11 protein-coding genes are annotated in these 17,260 nt (G+C 67.1%); 3 read left to right on the top strand and 8 right to left on the bottom strand.

Going from position 1 to position 17,260, the window contains the following annotated elements; translation table 11 throughout:
* The first annotated feature begins 67 nt into the window (after nucleotides 1–67).
* Nucleotides 68–1,060, top strand: a complete 993-nt coding sequence (gene miaA, locus D472_RS0113810) for a tRNA (adenosine(37)-N6)-dimethylallyltransferase MiaA (protein ID WP_017605078.1) — start codon at nucleotides 68–70, stop codon at nucleotides 1,058–1,060.
* Here miaA and D472_RS0113805 read toward each other — a convergent pair.
* The 4 genes from D472_RS0113805 to D472_RS0113790 all read right to left on the bottom strand — a co-directional run bounded on the left by D472_RS0113805 (nucleotide 1,045) and on the right by D472_RS0113790 (nucleotide 8,102).
* Complete coding sequence (locus tag D472_RS0113805; protein ID WP_017605077.1) at nucleotides 1,045–1,776, bottom strand: class III extradiol ring-cleavage dioxygenase family protein; 732 nt, start codon at nucleotides 1,774–1,776, stop codon at nucleotides 1,045–1,047. The genes miaA and D472_RS0113805 overlap by 16 nt on opposite strands.
* A 380-nt stretch (nucleotides 1,777–2,156) precedes the next feature.
* Nucleotides 2,157–3,623, bottom strand: a complete 1,467-nt coding sequence (miaB, locus tag D472_RS0113800; protein WP_017605076.1) for a tRNA (N6-isopentenyl adenosine(37)-C2)-methylthiotransferase MiaB — start codon at nucleotides 3,621–3,623, stop codon at nucleotides 2,157–2,159.
* A gap of 202 nt (nucleotides 3,624–3,825) precedes the next feature.
* Nucleotides 3,826–6,927 (bottom strand): TRAP transporter permease, encoded by a 3,102-nt coding sequence (locus tag D472_RS0113795; RefSeq protein ID WP_017605075.1) that lies wholly within the window; start codon nucleotides 6,925–6,927, stop codon nucleotides 3,826–3,828.
* Nucleotides 6,928–7,058: 131 nt separating this feature from the next.
* A complete protein-coding gene (locus D472_RS0113790) occupies nucleotides 7,059–8,102 on the bottom strand; it encodes a TAXI family TRAP transporter solute-binding subunit (protein WP_017605074.1) in 1,044 nt (347 codons plus the stop codon).
* A gap of 304 nt (nucleotides 8,103–8,406) precedes the next feature.
* On the opposite strand from D472_RS0113790, the gene D472_RS0113785 reads away from it, so the two are divergent.
* Nucleotides 8,407–10,524, top strand: a complete 2,118-nt coding sequence (locus D472_RS0113785) for a S9 family peptidase (RefSeq protein WP_017605073.1) — start codon at nucleotides 8,407–8,409, stop codon at nucleotides 10,522–10,524.
* Between the two features lie 48 nt (nucleotides 10,525–10,572).
* On the opposite strand, the gene D472_RS0113780 is transcribed toward D472_RS0113785, so the two are convergent.
* The 3 genes from D472_RS0113780 to D472_RS0113770 form a co-directional block, all read right to left on the bottom strand.
* A complete protein-coding gene (locus tag D472_RS0113780; protein WP_017605072.1) occupies nucleotides 10,573–11,178 on the bottom strand; it encodes a regulatory protein RecX in 606 nt (201 codons plus the stop codon).
* The gene (gene recA, locus D472_RS0113775) at nucleotides 11,171–14,725 is read right to left on the bottom strand and encodes an intein-containing recombinase RecA (RefSeq protein WP_083903479.1); all 3,555 of its coding nucleotides are present in this window, start codon (nucleotides 14,723–14,725) and stop codon (nucleotides 11,171–11,173) included. Before recA ends, D472_RS0113780 begins: the two co-directional genes overlap by 8 nt.
* Nucleotides 14,726–14,843: 118 nt before the next feature.
* Nucleotides 14,844–15,038, bottom strand: coding sequence for a DUF3046 domain-containing protein (locus D472_RS0113770; RefSeq protein WP_017605070.1), 195 nt, complete (start codon nucleotides 15,036–15,038; stop codon nucleotides 14,844–14,846).
* A 347-nt stretch (nucleotides 15,039–15,385) separates the two neighbouring features.
* On the opposite strand from D472_RS0113770, the gene D472_RS0113765 reads away from it, so the two are divergent.
* Entirely contained in the window at nucleotides 15,386–15,910 is a 525-nt protein-coding gene (locus D472_RS0113765) for a GNAT family N-acetyltransferase (protein ID WP_239642974.1), read from the top strand.
* A 123-nt stretch (nucleotides 15,911–16,033) separates the two neighbouring features.
* Here D472_RS0113765 and D472_RS0113760 read toward each other — a convergent pair whose 3' ends face one another.
* Complete coding sequence (locus tag D472_RS0113760; RefSeq protein WP_017605068.1) at nucleotides 16,034–17,248, bottom strand: ROK family transcriptional regulator; 1,215 nt, start codon at nucleotides 17,246–17,248, stop codon at nucleotides 16,034–16,036.
* Nucleotides 17,249–17,260: the final 12 nt, after the last annotated feature.

The raw sequence follows: 17,260 nt of genomic DNA, 5'->3' as shown, positions 1-17,260 counted from the left end.
GAATTTTCCCACCCTCCTCTCACACCGAGTGGGCGTGTCGTGGTCACGACGTGACTACGCTGGAAGAATGATCAAGGTGATCGCGGTCGTGGGCCCGACCGCTGTGGGCAAGTCGGACCTGGCAGTCGACCTCGCGGAGTGGTTGGAGGAACGTACCGGCCGCCGTGGTGAGGTGATCAACGCCGACTCCATGCAGCTGTACCGGGGCATGGACATCGGAACCGCCAAGCTGACCGAGGCCGAACGCCGAAGCGTGCCGCACCACCTTCTGGACGTTTGGGAGGTGCACGAACCCGCCGACGTGGCCAGCTACCAGACCATGGCCAGGGAACGGGTGGAGGACTGCGCCGACCGCGACGTCATCCCCGTGCTGGTGGGCGGCTCCGGACTCTACGTGCGAGCCGTTCTGGACCACATGGACTTTCCCGGCACCGACCCCGAGGTACGTTCACGCCTGGAAGCGGAACTGGCCGACGTGGGGCCCGGACTGTTGCACGCCCGTCTGGCCGAGGCCGACCCCGAGGCCGCACGCACGATCCTGCCCGGCAACGGGCGCAGGATCGTTCGGGCGCTGGAGGTCATCGAACTGACCGGTAAGCCGTTCACCGCCAACCTGCCGGCCCACACGTCCTTCTACCCCTGCGTGCAGCTGGGACTGACCGCACCGCGCCCCGAACTGGACGAGCGCATCGACCTGCGCGTGGAACGCATGTGGGAACAAGGGCTGTTGGAGGAGGTCCGGTACCTGGACAAGCAAGGGTTGCGCGAGGGCCGCACCGCGTCCAAGGCGCTCGGGTACTCCCAGGCCCTGGCCCAGTTGGACGGTGCGATGACCGAATCCGAGGCCATGCGGAGCACCGCCCAGGCCACCCGCCGCTTCGCCAGGCGTCAGGAGTCGTGGTTTTGCCGTGATCCCCGGGTGCACTGGTTGCCCTACGATTCACCCACCCTGTTGGAGCGGGCGATGGCCCAGGTCGAGGCCGCGCTCTCCGGCCATACCGAGGAACCCGGTGAGGCTCTGGTGGACGTGGCCACGATGGTGCCTTACGGCCGGCTCTGACTCCCTGACCGTCGGACTCGATCGAAGCCTTCGTCCCGGGTCCAGGTGGCGACGAGATAGCCCACCCCGTAGAGGGCCTCATAGGCGAGCAGGTCTCCGATGAAGGGACGCCCTTGGGTCGCGCCGGCCAGAAACTGCCAGGAGGGACGTCCGGCGACCATGAGTTCACCGGCCGCATCCGCGTCGAGCCCGGCCAGTGCGGCGGTGTCCGCCTTGCTCAGCGCCTCGGCGACGGCGTCATCGAAGGGGACCGCCCGTTCGTCCACGCGGCCGGGTGAGCTCTCGGTTCGACGAGCGCTACCATCCCCCATGACCAGCAACGCGACCCGTTCGGCGTTCCCCGTCCACTCGGCGCCCAGCGCGAGCGCGCGTTCAGCACGGGTGTCGGGGGCGAGTTCGAGGTAGCCGTCTGGGGTGAGCCCTCCACGTTCGGCCAGCCATCGCCCGGTCGTGGCCGCCAGATCCAGGACGGCGGGCCCGGCCCCCACCCGCAGGTCCACACCGTAGCCGGACAGCCCTCCTGCGGCCTCGGCACCATGGCTGCGTTCGATCGGGCCACGACCCACCACGTACAGCCGGTCGAAACCACTCCGCCCGAGCGTGGCGACGGCACGGTCACAGGCCGCACGCAAGGAATCGAGTTCGGTGGCGGCGCCCTGAGCGATCTCAGGGAACAGAACCGGCGGATGAGGGCACACGGCGGCAACGGTCAACACAAGGGCGAGGTTATCTCCATCCTTGTCAACGGATGTTTCCGCGTCTGGCGTTGACCGTGTGAGAGAATGTGGAAACCGGTCACACAGTCAAAAAGACGATCGAAGAAACGGAGCCGGAATCGGGGGCGTGGATGTGGTCGTCGCGTTAGCGCTGGTGGGTGCCACCGGCGGCGGCCCACGAACCGAAGGAGCCGTAAGCGTCCTCCTCACGGCCTTTCCCGAGCTCTCTGGTACCCGACCGCCTACCTCGGCCCGACACGGTCCCGGGGACACTGCGGCTGAGCGAACCGCCGGTCCGGCTCCGCTCGAGGAAGGTTTGACAACACCGGGCCCCGCACCCCACCCTCCAGGGGCGCGGGGCCTGAAAACGAAGGTTCGACTCAGGCGTCGCAGCAACCGGTCGCCGGGGCCGGTTCTTCCGCGGGGACCCCGACCTTGGGCATCCCCAACATCACGTCCGGTTTGTTCACTTGGACCGGCTTGCCCTGACGAGCGTCCCAGGCATCACCCGCACGGGTGCGCCGCAGGTGACGCACACCCGAGTCGGCGACCAGGTGGTGCGGGGCCGCGTAGGTGACCTCGACGGTGACCATGTCACCCGGACGAGGATCGTCCGCGTCGCCCACGCTGAAGTGCACCAGACGGTTGTCGGGCGCACGACCGGACAGACGGCGGTGTTCCCCGTCCTTCTTGCCCTCGCCCTCGGCGACCATCAGCTCGACCTCGCGGCCGACCAGCTTCTGGTTCTCCTCCCAGGAGATCTGGTCCTGTAGGGCGACCAAGCGCTGGTAACGCTCCTTGACGACCTCCGGCGGCACCTGGTCGTCCATGGTGGCGGCGGGGGTCCCGGGACGCTTGGAGTACTGGAAGGTGAACGCCATCGCGAAGCGGGACTCGCGGACCACGTGCAGGGTCTCCTCGAAGTCCTCCTCGGTCTCACCGGGAAAGCCCACGATGATGTCGGTGGTGAGGGCGGCCTCCGGCATGGCGGCGCGCACCTTCTCCACGATGCTCAGGAAACGCTCCTGGCGGTAGGAACGACGCATCGCCTTGAGCACCCGGCTGGACCCCGACTGCAACGGCATGTGCAACTGGGGCATGACGTTGGGCGTGGCGGCCATCGCCTCGATGACGTCGTCGGTGAAGTCGCGCGGGTGCGGAGAGGTGAAGCGGACCCGTTCGAGCCCTTCGATCTCCCCACAGGCACGCAGCAACTTGGAGAAGGCCTGTCGGTCCCCGAACTCGCTGCCGTAGGCGTTGACGTTCTGCCCCAGCAGGGTGACCTCGGTTACGCCCTCCTCCACCAGCGCCCTCACCTCGGCGAGCACGTCGCCGGGACGGCGGTCCTTCTCCTTGCCCCGCAGCGCGGGCACGATGCAGAAGGTACAGGTGTTGTTGCAGCCCACCGAGATCGACACCCAGGCCGCGTAAGCCGACTCGCGCCGACTGGGCAGCGTGGACGGAAAGTGTTCCAAGGACTCGGCGATCTCCACCTGAGCCTCCTTCTGGACGCGCGAACGCTCCAGAAGAGCCGGCAGGGAACCGATGTTGTGCGTGCCGAACACCACGTCCACCCAAGGGGCGCGGCGCACGATCTCACCACGATCCTTCTGGGCCAGGCAACCGCCCACGGCGATCTGCATCCCGGGGTTGGCGTCCTTGACCGGACGCAGATGCCCCAGGTTGCCGTAGAGACGGTTGTCCGCGTTCTCCCGGACCGCACAGGTGTTGAAGACGACGATGTCGGCGGTGGTGTCCTCGGCTGCGCGTGCGTACCCAGCGTCCTCCAGCAGACCGGATAGGCGCTCGGAGTCGTGGACGTTCATCTGGCAGCCGTAGGTCCGCACTTGGTAGGTACGACTCTGGCTCACTGTTTCAGGCTAACCCGTGTCAGGGGTGGGTGCGCCGCCATCCGAAATCGGTTCGATCACGGGACCGACCGGAGAAGGGCCCGGCCTCGCTCGGGGATCGATCTCACCCCGAGAAGACCGTGTCCCCGGTCTCGTCGAGGAGAGCCGGGGACACGGGCGACACCGAGCCGGGGACAGGTCACTCCCGTCCGCCGTCCTCCCCGGCCTTCTCTCCCTCTTCTCTGGGCTCGGCGGGGGCCGGTTCGGCCACCGCGGGCCCGGCCGCAGCGGACTCGGCCACGGCCTTACCCTGGGGAACGGCGACCCCGCCCACCTGCGGGATGAAGGTCGGTCCGCCCTCCTTCTTGGTCTTCCAGCGCTCGTAACCGATGATCACGCCCACCAGGACCAGCCCGGCCACATTGGTCTCCCACGTGGCCGAGACCAGCCAGAGACCACCCAGGACCAAGCCGAACCGCTTGTACCACTGCAGGTGCCGGTCGATGTATCCGACCAGGCCCACGGCCACCAACGCGGACCCCACCACACCCGAGGTCCCCGCGATAATCCCGGTGACCAGCGTGACGTCCTGCAAGAGCAGTTCGGGGTTGAACACGAACATGAACGGCATCACGAAGGCCGCCACCGCGATCCGCACCGAGTAGAACCCGGTCCTGATCGGATCACCGCCGGAGATACCCGAGGCGGCGTAGGCCGCCAGACACACCGGCGGCGTGATGTCGGCCAACACACCGAAGTAGTACACGAACAGGTGCGCCATCAACAGCATGGCCAGGGTCCGGGTCTCGAACTCGCCCTGAAGGACCGCCACGATCGCCGGAGCCGCCAGGGTCGCGGTGATCACGTAGTTGGCGGTGGTCGGCAGACCGATACCCAGGATCAGGCAGGCCAACATGGACATGACCAGGACCAAGAACAGGTCGACGCGCATCGAGGCGACCGCTTCGACACCGAAGTCCGCTCCCGCACCGGTCCAGGCCAGCACCGGCGAGGTCACCACCATCGTCAACAGGTTCGCCAGACCGGCGCTGAGGGAGTTGGCGATGCCCAACAGTCCAGAGCTCAGCTTCAGGCCCAGGTCCGTGGTGATGATGACACCGGCGATGATCCCCGCCGAGGCACAGGCCACGATGATCGGGATCGCCAGACGCGAGGCGCCCACCAGACCGTCCAGGAAACTGTGCAGGTTGAGCCGATCGTCACTGGTCTCCTTCCAGGAGGTGAAGACCCTCATCAGCACGATGCCGAGCAACGCCAAGGCGAAGGAGATCGCCAGCGCGGTCACACCCCGGTCAAGACCGGTGACGATGTTGTCCATCACCCATACCAGAACGGCCGCCGCAACGGCCGCGACGGCGATCGGAAGCGCCAGGCGCAGAGCGATTCCGAGGGCCTCCCCCGCCCTACGCAGGCGCACACGCCCGTCCACACGGTGCCAGGGCAGAACCACCAACTGGGACACCAGGTTGATGACCACGGTGGCCAGGACCGCGCCCATCGCGGAGAACATCGGTGAATAACCCATGGAGAGCAGCGCGAAGATCGCGATCACCGGGGCGATCAGGTACCCCCGGGTCAGGAGCAGGTGACGCAGGTTCGGCAACAGCTCCTTGGGTAGACCACCGACCCCCATCCGCTTGGAGTCGTAGTGCACGACCACGTACTGGGAGACGAAGAACATCACCGCGGGGATCGCCGCGGCGGTCAGGATCTGCTGGTAGGAAGCGCCGGTGAACTCGATCATGATGAACGCGCCCGCGCCCATGATCGGAGGCATGATCTGCCCACCGGTGGAGGAAGCCGCCTCCACCGCGCCCGCGTACTCGGGCTTGTACCCGGACTTCTTCATCATCGGGATGGTGAACGCGCCGTTGGAAACGGTGTTGGCCACCGAACTGCCGGTCATCGTGCCGGAGAAGGCACTGGTCACGATGCCGACCTTGGCGGTACCACCCACCGAGGAACCGGTGGCCCCCAGGGCCAGGTCCGTGAAGAAGCGTTCCATACCCGTGCGCTGGAGCATCGCGGCGAAGATCATGAACAGGAAGATGAACGTCGCGGAGATCCCGAGGGGGGTACCGAACACCCCTTCGGTGCCCACGTAAAGGTTCGTGATGATCTGGTCGACGCTGGCGCCCCGGTGCCGCAGGAAACCGGGCATGTCCTGCCCGAAGTAGGCGAACGCCAGCAGGGCCGCGGCCAACACCACCAGAGCCGAACCGAGCACACGCGAAGCGGCGACGAGGATCAGCAGGATGCCGATGGTCCCCACCATCACGTAGGTGGGGTTCATGATACCGACGGTACGGGTGATCTGCTCGTAGTTGACGAACATGTACATGCCCGCGAACACGCCCATCACCGCGAGTACCAGGTCGAAGACCGGCATGCCCAGGAGCTTCAGCGGAACGTGGCGGGCCGCCTGAACCAGGAACAGGATGAGGGCGGCGGGACCGACGACGTTCCAGTCCGCCACACCCGTCACCAGCATGCCGACCAGGAGCGCCACGCCCGTGAACGTGAGTCCCCAACGCCGGACCAGCGGCCACAGGGCCTGCGGCACGAAATGGGGTGCGACGAGCAGGATCACGGACAGGGCGACGGTCAACACCACCAGGGCCAGGCCCAGAACCGGCAGGAAGAAGAAACCCCCGCCCGATTCACTGGTCACCAGGTCCACCGAGATCAGAGCGGACCCGCCCAACAGGGTCCACCCGGCACCACTCTGGGCCCGGGAGGTCTGCTCGGACACACCGGACCGGCGGATCACACCGACCGCGACACCCAAGACGACGACCGCGATGGCACCGAACACCCACTGCGGTAGGTACAGGTACATGGCGGTGTTCGCCCCGGACAAGGCACCGACCGCGACGTAGGCCACCAGAAGACCGCTGAAGGCCATCGTCGCCCCGTAGAAGGGCCCATGCGGCCCTTCGGAGCGCGCCTTGGTCGGGTACAGCAGGAACACCAGGCCGAGGCCGAGGGCCAGGTGGAACGATCGTTGTTGCAACGGAGGCAGCGTTCCGGTGAACGCCGTCCACAGGTGGAACAGAGCCAGTGCCAAGGCCGCGAAGAAGACACTCCAGCGCCAGACGGCACGCAGGTCGGTACGAGTGCCCTCGATCCCGGTGTCCTCAGTGAAGTCATGCTTTTCCAGAGCCGCGAGGTCCTTTTCGATACTCCGCAGAGCTCCTGGATCCGGCTCACCGGCGGCGGCACCTCCACCGACGGCCGCGGGGCCACCAGGTTCGCTGGTGGCGTTGGAGTCCGTTGTCATCACCCTCGTCCTCGTTCATCGGTGGGCGTCCCCACCATCTCTTCTCGGCCTTCACCTGCCGAAGGATCCGGCCATCGCACGCGCGAGGCCGCCCGACACGGTTCGCCGAGCGGCCCCATCACGAAAAACGATCAGTCCAAAAGGCCCTGCTCCTGATAGAAGCGCTCGGCACCGGGGTGCAGCTCGATGTCGCCCAGGCCATCGAGCGCGGTCTCCAGCTGGATCTGGCTGCCGACCTCGTGGCCGATGTCACCGGCGTTCTCGTACATGACACGGGTGAGCTCGTAGGCGAGCTCCTCGTCCAGGGAGTCCGTCGTGTACAGGGTCGCCCACTGGGTCAGGGTGACGACGTCCTCGTCCTGCCCGTTGTAGGTTCCACCGTCGATCGTGAGCGGGCTGTAGCTCTCGTCCGCGGCCATGAGTTCGTCGGCCTCATCACCCTCGATCGGCAGGATGTTCACGTCGTTGTTGGCCGACACCTCCACGATGCCCGCGGCCGGAACCGACAGGATGCCGAAGGCCGCGTCCACCTGTCCGTCTCCGAGCGCGGTGGCCGCGTCGCCGAATGTGCTGTCGAAGGCGTTGATGTCACTGTCCGGATCGATACCGTACGCCTCGAGGATCTGGCGGGCCGCGACCTCGGTGCCACTCCCCGGAGGGCCGAGCTCGACGTTGGCGCCCTCCAGGTCGGCGATCGACTCGATACCCGAATCGGCCAAGACCACGACCTGCATGACCTCCGGGTAGATGTTGCCCAGGGCCACGATGCTTTCGGGGTCGTCCAGCGGCTCGTCCTCGAACGGGCCGGCGCTCTCCTTGGCCTGCATCGCCACACCGTTGACCGACATGATCAACTCGACCTGGTCGATCGCGCCCGCGTCCTCGTCCTCGGTCTCGCCCTCCAGGGCACGCAGGTTCTGCACCGAAGCACCGGTGGCGAAGGTGTCCACCTGTACGCCCTCGATATTGTTGCTCCAGACCTGGGCGATCTCTCCACCGAGCGGGTAGTAGGTGCCGCCGGTGGAACCCGTGGCGAGGCGGAGGAAGGTGGTCTCGTCGCCTCCGTCGCCACCGGGCCCCTCGACGTCCTCAGGGGCCGCGCACGCCGACAGGGCCACCACACCGGCCGCGGCGATCGCCACGGAGGCCCGCATGGTCATGCGTCCCTTGCTCATCGCTGGCTTCCTCTCTAGCAGCTTCGATGAAAAAGGCCCGCGGAGACCCGCTGGAGAGCGAGTGATGCCGTGGACCACATCATCTGGTGATATCCGCGAAAGCATAAACCGGGGAGGGCACTCCCGCTGTGTCATCGCAGTCACGAAAACAGAACGATACCGAGAGCCTTGGCACGCGAGCGTTGAGTGAGACCCACGTGTTCAGACCGTGCCCGACGAGCTTTCGACCCTCCCCAGAAGGCCCTTGTGAGCACTAAGGTCGACATGTCATCTGATCACACCCACGACCCTTCCTGAGCGGGACATGTCTGAACTGTCGAGCCCTCATGGCCGCTGGCCATCGCCCATCAGCGCCGCCGACGTCGCGCGAGGAACGCGCCTGCCCTCGTTCCCTTCCGTTCGGGGCGACGAGGTCTGGTGGCAGGAATACCGCCCGGAGGAGAACGGCCGTACCACCCTCATGCGCAGGGCCCCGGACGGGACCGTGCACGACCTCCTGCCCGCCCCTTGGAGCGTGGGCACCAGGGTGCACGAGTACGGAGGCCGTTCCTACCTACCGGTGCCTCGACGCGACGACAAGGCCATCCCCCGTGTGGGCGTGGTGTTCGCCGACCAGGCGACCCAGCGCCTGTACCTACTGGAGCGAAGCGCCAAGGATCCCGTCCCGCTCACCCCCGAACCCGCGACCCCGGCGGCGCTGCGCTACGCCGATCCGGTTCTGGCCGCGGACGGCAAACAGGTGCTGTGCGTGCGTGAGGAACACACCGGTGGTGACGTGCGGCGCTCCATCGTGTCGGTCCCCCTCTCCGGACGCGGCGCCCAGGACGCGTCCGCCATCCGGGAACTCGTCCGGGGGGCCCGCTTCTACGCCTCCCCCAGCCCTTCCCCCGACGGTCGTCACCTGGCCTACGTACGCTGGAACCACCCGAGGATGCCCTGGGACGGCACGGAACTTCGAGTCGGTGAACTCACCGAGTCGGGCCTGGTCGGTGAGTACACCCTCAAGGGAGGGGTGGACGAGTCCGTGCTCTCCCCCACCTGGGCCGACGAACACACCCTGTACCTGGCCTCGGATTGGCCGGGCTTTTGGAACCTGTACCAGGCCGGGCTCACCGGACAGGCGATCGCCCTGTACCCGGCCGAGGAGGAGTTCCACGAGCCGCCGGGCCGGTTGGGCAACCGCTCCTTCTGCGTACTGGAGTCCGGCAAGGTGGTGACCCTGCACGGTGACACCGCGCTTCGCCCCAGCGTGTACGACCCGCACACCCTGGACTTGGAGGAGGTCCGGACCTCGTTCACGTCGTGGTCACAGATCGACTCCGACGGACTGAACGTGGTGGCGGTGGCCGCCTCCCCCGACATCGCCCCTTGTGTGGTGCGTCTGGACCCCGTGCGAGGTGATGTGGAGGTCCTGCGACGGTCGATGGAACAACCTCCCGAGGCCGCCTACCTGCCGATTCCCCGTCGCGAGACACTTCCCGGACGTTACGGGGCCACGGTGCACGCCAACGTGTACCCGCCCACCCACCCCGAGATCTCCTCAAAGGCTCCCGCGCCGTACGTGGTGTGGGCGCACGGGGGCCCGGTCTCCCACTCCCGACGAGAACTCGATCTGGTCAAGGCCTACTTCACCAGCCGAGGTATCGGTGTGGTGGACGTGGACTACGGGGGCTCCACCGGGTACGGCCGCCCCTACCGCAAGCGCCTGCACCGAGAATGGGGCGTGGTGGACGTGGAGGACTGCACCGCCGTGGCCCGGGCCCTGGTCGAACGTGGGGTGGCCGATCCCGAACGGCTCGCCATCCGTGGCCCCAGCGCCGGCGGTCTCACCGCGCTGCTGGCCCTGACCGGGAACACCTTCGCCTGCGGGGTGTCCTACTTCGGGGTCGCCGACCTCTTGGGACTGGCCCGAACCACCCACGACTTCGAGTCGCGCTTCCTGGACACCCTGGTGGGCACCCTGCCCGGCTTCGTGGAGACCTACAAGGAGCGCTCACCGATCAACCGCATCGATGAGATCGACGTACCGGTGCTCCTCCTCCAGGGTCTGGACGACCCGATCGTCACCCCCGACCAGGCCTTCGGTATGGCCACCGCTCTGGGAACACGAGGTGTTCCGCACGCACTACTGGAGTTCGAAGGACAGGCACACGGGTTCGACTCCCAGGAAGCGCGAGTGCGTTCCCTGGAAGCGGAACTGGCCTTCTACGGCAAGGTGTTCGGGTTCGAACCGGACGTGCCACCGCTGGAGCTGAGTACCACTCCGCCCGAGCCGCGCCCGGCGAAGACCGCCGTCGAGGAGCCGGTGGATCCGCACGAAGTATCCGAGGACGACATCCCCGAGGCCGAACAGCTGCCCGAGGTCACTCCGGCCGCGGGTCTGACCGCGGGTACCGGCGAACCCGTGACGAAGGACGACTGAACCCGGAGTGGGTGCCGTGTCCCTGAAGGGTGCGGCACTCGCCAAGGCTCAAAGGTGGTCGGGGTCGAGCGGCGACCCTACCTCCTCTCCCTCCGCCTCCAACTCCTCCCGAACGATCCGGTAGGACAGACCCGCCGGATAGCCCTTGCGGGCCAGTGCCCCCAGAGCCCGGCGGGTCCGAGTCTGGGCGTCCTTGCCCCTGCTGCCGGCCAAACGCTTACGGGCCAAGATCCGGGCGGCCTCGGTCTCGTCCTCGTCGCTGACCTCGGCGACGGCCTCCCGAACGGTCTCCTCCTCCACGCCCCGGGTACGCAATTCCTGGGACAGGGCCCGTCGAGACAGACCCCGGCTGTGGTGTCGGGAGGAGACCCAGCCCCGCGCGAAGGCGGCGTCGTCGATCAGCCCCGCCTCCTCGACCCGGTCGAGGACGCCTGTGACGACCTCTTCCTCGTACTCCCTACGTCGCAGGGAACGTTCCAGCTGGGCGCGGGTGCGCGGCGAGTGCGTGAGCATGCGCAGCACCAGGTTGTGGACCTTCGCTTCGAGTTTCTCCCCGGACGGGCACTCGGGCCCGTCCGGGGAATCGTCGACGCTCACCGGGACAGCCTCCTCGGCCATCCCGGTGCGGTCATCGAACCGGCGCCCCTCACGCATCCGTGCCGGGCACCTTGGTGGTCGTGGTCTTGGCCGACGCCTTCTTGGCGGGGGCCTTGGCGACGGCTTCCTTGGCCGGGTCGGTCTTGGCGTCCGTCTCGGATCCGGTGTCGTCACCGGAGGGCACACCCACGCCCAGCTTCGCCTTGATCTTCTTTTCGACCTCGTTGGCCATGTCGACGTTCTCGCGCAGGAACTTGCGGGCGTTCTCCTTGCCCTGCCCCAATTGCGTTCCGTCGTAGGTGTACCAGGCACCGGACTTGCGCACGATTCCGTTTTCCACACCCAGGTCGATCAGACTTCCCTCACGAGAAACCCCGACACCATAGAGAATGTCGAATTCCGCTTGTTTGAACGGAGGCGCGACCTTGTTCTTGACGACCTTCACCCTGGTGCGGTTACCGACCGCATCGGTGCCGTCCTTGAGGGTTTCGATGCGCCGCACGTCCAAACGGACCGAAGAATAGAATTTCAAAGCCCGTCCACCTGAGGTGGTCTCGGGACTGTTGTGCACCATGACACCATCGACGAAGTAATTGTGGTTTCCTTCGACCTCGATGTCGAACTTGTCCATGCCCCGTGTCTCCGGTTTGACCTGGATGTCCAGGATCGGAGAGGCGACCAGGCGGTCCACCGGCTCGGAGTGCACCGGTTCGATCCGGCACTGCCCTTGGAAACGGGGCAGGAGCTTGTGTGCCATGGATTCGTGCACGTAGGGAGCGACGATCTCCTGGAAGCGGGCGCTGGATTCGGTGCTGAACTGGAGGACCGCGATGTTTCGGCTTCCACTCGACCGGAGTTTGACGTCCAAGCCGTGGGTGTCCCGAAGGTAGTCCACCAGGCGTGTCCGACTACCGGGGCTCATCGCCTCGACACAGATCTCGATCCGGCCACTGCCACCCTCGGTACGCTGCTGGACGCCTTTGGAACGCACGGTGAAGCAACCGTCGTCCATGTACCACACGGCCAGGGCGAGCGGGGTGAGCTGCTTGAGGTACTCCCAGCTCAGGTGCTTCTTGCCGTCCCCGAAGTAGACGGCCTCGTGCAGCTCGGCCAGTTCGGGAATCGGAGTGAAGTCGGCGAAGACGGCACCCTCGTCGTTGGTGGTGCGGGTATGCCCGATGTTGCCCAGAAGCGACACCTTCCAGTCGAGGTAGTCGGCCTGCGCCTGGCCGTGTCCCATCCGGAAACGGGTGCCGGTGCGCCCCGTGGTGTTCGGGGAGAGGCTACCGTCGCCCATCAATGCTCCGAAGACGACCTGACGCTGCTGGTCGTTCAGGAAGTGCTGCTGGGAGGTCAGGACCCGGTCGCCGGGGAGCAACTCTCCCGCTTCACGCCAGCCGCCAGGAGTGCGGATCAGGTGGTTGGGCGTGGCCGCGAACTGAGAGCGGCCGTTCTTCCCTGAACGAGCCACTGTGAACTGGAGGAAGTGGTCGGCCACCCCATTGTTGAACCACCCGACGACCTTCCGAGGAACGACCTCGTCCCGTTCCGGGTCGTAGGACAGAACTTCGACGTCCATTTTCTGATCGACGATCTTGCCGATCTTTTCCTGCGTACCGTCGGCGAGGGTCACCCGGGTGTCATAATGCATGCACCCGAACATGACGCCCACCTTTTCCCGCAATTGGTTGATGAAAATCGCGGTGGTACCGGTGGAACTCAATGCGCCGGCGATCTTACGCAGGGCTTGGGACATCAGACGAGCTTGAAGGCCCACGTGGCTGTCGCCCATTTCGCCCTCGATCTCGGCGCGGGGCACCAAGGCGGCCACGGAGTCGATGACGATGACCGAGATCGCGCCGGAGCGGATCAGCATGTCGACGATCTCCAGCGCCTGCTCACCGGTGTCGGGCTGAGAGAGCAACAGGTCGTCGGTGTTGACGCCGATCTTCTTGGCGTACTCGGGGTCCAGTGCGTGCTCGGCGTCGACGAAGGCGGCGATCCCGCCCTGCTTCTGGGCGTTGGCCACCGCGTGCAGCGCGACGGTGGTGTTGTGCGAGAGCACCCCGTTGGCCAGGAAGCTGTGCGTCTGGGGAAGCATGATGTCGAAGGTGGGCTGGACACCGCCGTCCTCGATCGCGGTGATCGCCTCAAAGGTGTAGGGGTCTGCGACCAGCTGCTCCAGGTGGCCGATGATGGCCTGGGCCGAGGCGGAGGGCGCTTGCTCGCGGCTCTTGGCCCAGTCGATGATCTCGATGAGCCGGTTGCGACTACAGGTCGGGGCGCCGTCGGTGTGGAAGAGGTCGCCGGCCACCCGATCGAAGTCACGGTCGCCGCCGAAGCCGTCGCGCAGGGAGCGGATCATCCCGCCGAGGTTCGGGATGTCCTCGAACCTCGGGTCGCGCGAGGACGGGTGGAAGTCGCGCTCGATCTGCGCGGCGCGACGGGCCGAGCGGAAGCCGACCTGGTCCAGGAAGCGGTGGGCCACCGAGGGGTCGATCGCGACGGTCCAATAGTCACGCTCGTAGGTGGTGTCGTACTCGGTGTACAGGGAGGCCGGGATGCCCAGGCCGTAGAGCAGGAGTTGGACGTCGCGGGCCAGTCCCTCGGAGGCTGTCCCCAGGCCGATGGTGGAGCTGTCGTCGATCCACCCGTCGCCTTCGTAGAGGGCGGACAGGAAGGCGCGCTGGATCTTGTCGCCACCGGTGCGCACCGCGTGGGGAACGCGCTTGTTCGCGGAGCCGACGTAGTCCAGACCGTAGCGCTCGGCGATCTCCTTGCGCGGTTCCACGCCCGGGAGTACGTATTCGAGGCGGTCGCTTCCCTCGGACACCTCGACCTCGGTGTCGAAGAGCCAGGTGGCGATGGAGGTGAACTCACGGCCCACCTCCTCGTCACCGTTGGTGAAGCGGATGGAGGTGGCGGAGTCCAGCAGGGTCCCCTCTGCGACGAGGTAGCCGAGGAAGACGGCCTCGTCCTCGCTGAGGCCACCGCCCAGGGCCGCCTCGTTGGCACCGAAGCGGGCGGAGACGAGGGTGTCGCCCTCGGCCAGGTCACCGGCCTCGCGCCAGACGATGTAGCCGTCCTCGTTCATGACCCGCAAGGGGTGGTTGTGGGTGACGCTCACCCGCCGGCCCGAGGCGCTGGTGATGTTCAGGACGGGCTTGCGGTCGTTGTGGGTCAGGGCGGCGACGGTCTCCAGTTCACCGTTCTCGTTGACCACGCGGATGCCCAGGTCCCGGATGTCGGTGACGCGGGTGGTGCGGCTGACGGGCTGTCCGGCACGCTCGAAGAGCTCGGCGACGGTTTCGAGTCCGTGGTCGGTCCACACGTGGGTGTCGGCGGTCAGGCACTTCCCGCTCGACTCGGGTCCGTAGATCTCCACGACCCGGCCCTTGGGCAGTCCGCCGATGCCCAGGGCCACGTCCAGCGCGATGGCGCCGGTGGGGATCGCCTCGATCGGCGGGCGGTCGTCGTCGCCCAGGCGCATGACGGAGCCCTTGCCGAACTGCCGCTCGATCTGCGCGAGCGCTGTTTCGAGAGCCTTGTCTCGGTCTCCAGAAGCCACGGGATTCCCCTGTTGGGTCGATGCCTTTTTCTTCATGATGCGCTTGACGCTACGCACTCGGTACGACAATCACGACGTTCGTCAGCGGTGGGACCACACTACCCGAACCTGTGTTCGATTTTCGGTGATCCACGGGGCGAATGTGGACCACGTCTCATCGGACGGTGGCCGGGAGGTCGAAGGCCTCGCACACGGCGCGCCAGACTTCCTTGGCGCCGACGCCCTCGGCCAAGGCCTGGTTCACGGTGCGCGAACCCAGCCCCTCGATGACGTAGTCCTTGGCGAGGCTGTCGGCGTAGACCTCGCCGAACTGCTCGTGCATGTTGTTCCAGAAGGTGGTGAGTCTCATCGGCCCCAGTATGGGTGATCGAGAGGGCTCCCAGGGGGTTGTCCACAGGGTGGCTCCCCGTGCCGGGCGTGTCCCGGGCTCGGTCGGGCGTGTCCCGGGCTCGGTTTTGTCGGACCCCATGGGCGGACTGGCGGCATGAGCGGCCCCTTGGCACCCTTCGGCACGGCGTTGGATTCGGCCTTGGTGGCGACGGGCTTCCATGTCACCCCCAAGGGGCTGCGACTGCGCCGCTGAGTGGGTGTGGGGTCCGCGTCGTTCATCGGCCGGGACGAATCGTCTGGACGCCGCTAGGGTGACGGTGAGCAACCGTCGCACACGGGGGGACGATGGGACCGGTGATCCGGCCGATGGCGTCGAAGGACACGGAGTTCGTGGTGGCGGTGTCGTTGGCCGCCGACTCCCTCTTCACGGAGGCGGGGGTGATGCTTCCGCTGGACGACCCCAGGCAGATGTTCGACCACGTCGAACGGGTGATGGTGGCCGAGGTGGACGGGCGGGTGGAGGGCTTGGCCGCCACGGTCACCTTGGACGGGGGCACCCATCTCGAACAGCTCGCGGTGCATCCGGACCATGGACGGCGCGGGGTGGGTGGGGCGCTGGTGGAGGCGGTGTGCGCCGAGGCCGCCGGGCGAGGGCACGATCGGGTCACCCTGACCACCTTCCGTGATCTGCCCTGGAACGGCCCGTGGTACGAGCGACGGGGATTTTCCGTGTTCCCTCGACCGGAGTGGGGGCCGGGGTTGGTCCGTCAGTGGGCCGTCGAGGAGGAGGCCGGGATCATGGTCCGTCCTCGAATCGCCATGGTTCGGCGCCTGAGGTCCCCCAGCCGGCCGTGTCCCCGAGGGCCCCTTCCGGGTTCGAACGACCCATGACTTCGTAACGACTCCGGGCTCCTTTGGCCCCGGCCGAGGGGCGAAGACGAGAACGGCGATGACCGACCGCGCCTGGGCGGGTGAGGACGCGCCAGGCACGGCGTGAAGGTGGCTTCGGTCCTCTCAGACGGTCGAGGAGAAGACCTCCTCGCGGGCACGTTCCAGGCCGTGTAGGAGGGCACCGCGCACCACGGGGTTGCCCTCGACTCTTCCCAGCGCCACCTCCGTGGCGTTGGGGGCGAGCCGGGCGGTGGCCTCTTGAACCCGTTCGGCGAGCTTGGGGCCGCCGGCCTGTGCGACGTCGCCGCCGAGGACGACCAGTCCGGGGTCGAGCATCACACTGACGGCGGCCACGCCGCGGGCGAGCCGGTCGGCGAAGGCGTCGAGGAAGGCGTCGCCCTCGGGGGTGTCGGAGGCGGCGGCGCGGGCCACCACCTCGGTGACGTCGTCGCCGGTGAAGCCGTGTTCGGCGGCGAGCAGCAGGACCTGTTTGGCCTTGACCAGGGCCTGGAAGCCATGTGACAGTTCCCGATCACCCTGGGATTGGAGGGATTCGTAGCCGCCGGACAGGCCCACGTCGGTGGGCATGGGCGCACCGGGGACGGGCAGGTAGCCGATCTCGCCGGCACCACCGGATCGGCCTCGGTGGACCCGTCCCCCGATCATGGTGGACATACCGACACCACCGGCGGCGCTGAGCCAGATGAGCACGAACTCGTCGACTCCGACGGCGGCGCCGTCCGCGTGCTCGGCCAGGGCCGCCAGATTGACGTCGTTCTCGAGCATGACCGAACGCTTGAGGTCGGCGCGCAGCGCTTCGAGGATCCCTTCGTGCCAGTCCATGAGGTCGAAGGAGAAACGGATGTCGCCGGTGCGGGGATCGACGACACCGGGGGTGCCTATGACGCAGGCACGAACCTTGGCCAGCGGGACCCCGGCGGTGTCCACCAAGCGCATCACCGCGGTGTGGACGAGGGAGACCGGGTCATCGGAGGCTCTGGGGTCGACGGTGACGTCGCTGATGATCTGCCCGGTGATGTCGGCGATGGTGGCGGTGACCCGGCTCGCGCTCACGTCCAGGACGGCCACGTAGGCACTCTCGGGGACGACCGCGTAGAGGGCGGCGTTGGGGCCACGCCCTCCAGCGCGACTACCGACCACGCGTACCAGGTCGCGTTCTTCCAGTCGCGCCAGGAGTTGGGATGCGGTCACCTTGGACAGGCCCGTCTCGGTTCCGAGCTGAGTCCTGGTCAAGGGGCCGCCGGACAGTAGTAGCTCCAGTGCCGCGCGATCGTTGAGCTGGCGCAGCAGCCGGGGAGTCCCCGGACGTTGAGACATAACCGTGACACC

The organism is Nocardiopsis alkaliphila YIM 80379, assembly GCF_000341005.1.
Classification (GTDB): Bacteria; Actinomycetota; Actinomycetes; order Streptosporangiales; family Streptosporangiaceae; genus Nocardiopsis; species Nocardiopsis alkaliphila.
Note: the sequence above shows the minus strand (reverse complement) of the source record. Positions and strands in the feature narration are given on the sequence as shown.